The organism is Pontibacter diazotrophicus, from assembly GCF_003367245.1.
GTDB classification, from domain to species: Bacteria; Bacteroidota; Bacteroidia; order Cytophagales; family Hymenobacteraceae; genus Pontibacter; species Pontibacter diazotrophicus.
Window position 1 is genome coordinate 1 of record NZ_QRGR01000070.1, and the last position, 3,090, is coordinate 3,090.

A 3,090-nucleotide genomic window follows, 5' to 3' on the forward strand; every position below is an offset into this window, starting at 1 on the left:
CATAATGCCGCAGAAAAGATTATGCCGCACCAGATAGGCTGGGTGTTTGTTTTAGCGCTTTTCCGGTGCGGATGTGCGGCATAATTTTTCTAAGTTGTTTTGTTTCTATTTTGCTTCCTCAACTAAAACAGGAGCAAAATGATGAAACCATCTAAAACACAAGCAAGAGAAGAACTCAAGGCAGAGTATCGAACGTACCTTAGCCGACAACGCGGATTAACGGATAAAACCGTCTACAAATACAGCATACTTGTAGACAGGTTTCTGGATTTCAGGTTTGGGGAAAGCCCTGATGATTTGTCGAAAGTCACGGGGCATGACATTGCTGATTTTTTACAACACCTGACAGGACGTGTGCAGCCGCTACGGGATAAGACGCTTGCCACCACTATGCGGAGTCTCTTCCGGTTCTTATTCCAAAGTGAGAAAATTGAGGCAAACCTGGCACTAGGGATCCCGAGCGTTGCTCAAAGGTACGCCCGCCGCATTCCTTATCATCTGACACCAGATCAGGTGGAAGAATTGCTGGAAGCCGTACGGGCTTCAGCACCTTCCAAATACGCTAAGCGTAACTACGCCATGGTTTTACTCATGGCCCGCCTGGGACTTCGATCACCGGAAATCATCGCGATGCAGTTAGATGACGTCGACTGGCGCAACGGGGAGATATCCATTCGCGGGAAAGGCGGCTTCCGTGACAAAGCACCGCTCTTGCAGGATACCGGGGAAGCCATAGCTGATTATATCCGCCATGAGCGGAAAGGCGCATCCCGGTGTCTGTTCGTAGCAAACCGTTCCCCATACAGGCCTTTTAAAGATGCAAAGGTTTTGAACACCATTCTGACACAGGCACTGGAAACAACAAACATTTCCAGGCCGAAGCAATACACGGTCAGCCACATTCTCAGACACAGCCTTGCAACCAACCTGGTGCAACGGGGGGCGAGCCTTGAGGAAATCAGCAACACTTTACGGCACCGTTCGCGCCAGACGACATTGCTGTATGCCCGCCAGGATATCGACGGCCTGCGCACTATTGCACAGTCATGGCCTTTGGCGGAAGGAGGTCTCTCATGAGTCTCTCACTGGAGCTGCAGCGTTACCTGAAAGTGCGGCGTAACCTCGGATATGACCTGAGCACGTCAGAGCGTGTTTTGAAACAATTCGTTTCTTTCCTGGAAGCAAGAAACGAGACGCATGTTACCTCCGCTCTTTTTCTGCAATGGAAACAGGTCTTTGGAAAAGCGTCTCAAAGCACATGGGCAAGACGGTTGGGAATGGTCCGGTTGTTTGCGTTGTGGTTGCACGGTTTGGATCCATGCCACGAAATACCGCCCCAATCTCTCATACCCAGCCGTTACAGGCGGAAGCAGCCTTATATCTACACCGACGAAGAAATCAGACGCATTGTGGAGGCTGCGGGTCTTTTGCCGTCAAAAAACGGCTTTCGCGCAATCACATACCCGGCATTCTTCGGCCTTGTGTCTGTAACGGGACTGCGGATCAGCGAAGCTGTCTCTCTAAACGTGAAGGACGTGGACCTGCAAAACGGCGTTATCGCACTGTGCCAGGGTAAAAACGGAAAAAGCCGGCTACTGCCTGTCACGGCGTGCACAAGTACCTACCTGAAAGAATACTCCAGGAAACGGGACAGGCTTTTAGGGCATACACCTGAACCCTTCTTTGTTTCTGACGAAGGCACCCGCCTGACCGACTGCAGCGTCAGATACAACTTTGCAGCCGTTTGCCAGATGATTGGCCTGCGTGCCCGGCAGCGTTTCCATAAGCACGGTGTCGGCCCCCGCATTCATGATTTGCGGCACACGTTTGCTGTCAAGGTCATGCTGAACTGGTACAGGGAAGGCAAGAATGTCGATGAGGAAATGCTCAAGCTGATCACATACATGGGGCATCAAGCGCTCTCCCATACCTATTGGTACATAGAGGCCGTTCCGGAACTGCTGGCCCTGGCTTCACAGCGCGCTGAAAACCATATGGCCAAGGAGGTGCGATCATGACTCTTTCCGCACTGATTCAGAACTTTTTCACGGAGAGGCTCTACACCCAGATGGAAGCCAGCCCCCACACAGTCGCCAGTTACCGTGACACGTTCAGGTTGCTTTTGAAGTTTGCCGGTGAGAAGACCGGGAAATCACCAATGGTGCTGAGCATTGATGAACTTGATGCCGAAATGATTGGGGTGTTTCTGGACGATATCGAGCATGTCCGGAAAAACAGTGCGAGAAGCCGGAACACACGGCTTGCGGCTATCCGGTCTTTCTTCCGTTTTGTTGCACTTCACGAGCCGGCTTATATGTTTCACTGCCAAAAGATACTGAGCATGCCGAGCAAACGCTATGTAAAGCGTAACGTTGAGTTCCTGAACACCCAGGAAATGCAGGGTTTAATCAATGCGCCGGATTGCTCAACATGGATCGGGCGCCGCGACCATGCAATCCTTATAATGGCCCTACAGACCGGATTAAGGGCATCGGAACTCGTTAAGCTGCAGTGTTGTGACGTTGTTCTTGAAACAGGGGCTCATGTCCGCTGTGAAGGCAAGGGACGCAAGCTTCGGGCAACCCCTCTCCGCCGAGAAACAGTCACGGTAATGAAAAACTGGTTAAAGGAACGGCGCGGCTCTGATCACGACCCGCTCTTTCCGACTATGCGCGGGGACAGAATGAGTCGGGATGCTCTTGAGCATCTGGTAAAGCGGCATATAAAAACAGCATCCAAGTCCTGTCCCTCCCTCATTGGGAAACGGGTTAGCCCACATGTTCTGCGCCACAGCACGGCAATGGATCTGCTCCATCATGGCGTGGACCAGGCTGTGATTGCTCTCTGGCTCGGTCATGAATCCATAGAAACAACGCAGGCTTATATCCATGCGGATATGAAACTAAAAGAGAAAGCGCTGGCAAGAATGTCCTCCCCGGCACTGAATACTGGGCGTTATAAACCGGATGATAAATTGCTCAGCTTTCTCGAAAGCCTATAGATTATGCCGCATGCCCGCACCGGAAAAGCACTAAAACAAACACCCAGCCTATCTGGTGCGGCATAATCTTTTCTGCGGCATTATGAATG

General features: G+C 51.5%; 3 protein-coding genes. All 3 read left to right on the plus strand.

The features are described 5' to 3' along the window. Positions 1-138: 138 nt before the first annotated feature. From DXT99_RS26625 to DXT99_RS26635, 3 genes are read left to right on the plus strand one after another with little or no spacing between them, the layout of a single operon-like run. Positions 139-1,077: a tyrosine-type recombinase/integrase gene (locus DXT99_RS26625; RefSeq protein WP_115568637.1), complete on the plus strand. Its 939-nt coding sequence runs from the start codon at positions 139-141 to the stop codon at positions 1,075-1,077. Beyond that, entirely contained in the window at positions 1,074-2,018 is a 945-nt protein-coding gene (locus tag DXT99_RS26630; protein ID WP_115568638.1) for a tyrosine-type recombinase/integrase, read from the plus strand. The genes DXT99_RS26625 and DXT99_RS26630 overlap by 4 nt, the downstream gene beginning before the upstream one ends. Continuing rightward, a complete protein-coding gene (locus tag DXT99_RS26635) occupies positions 2,015-3,001 on the plus strand; it encodes a tyrosine-type recombinase/integrase (RefSeq protein ID WP_115568639.1) in 987 nt (328 codons plus the stop codon). Before DXT99_RS26630 ends, DXT99_RS26635 begins: the two co-directional genes overlap by 4 nt. Positions 3,002-3,090: the final 89 nt, after the last annotated feature.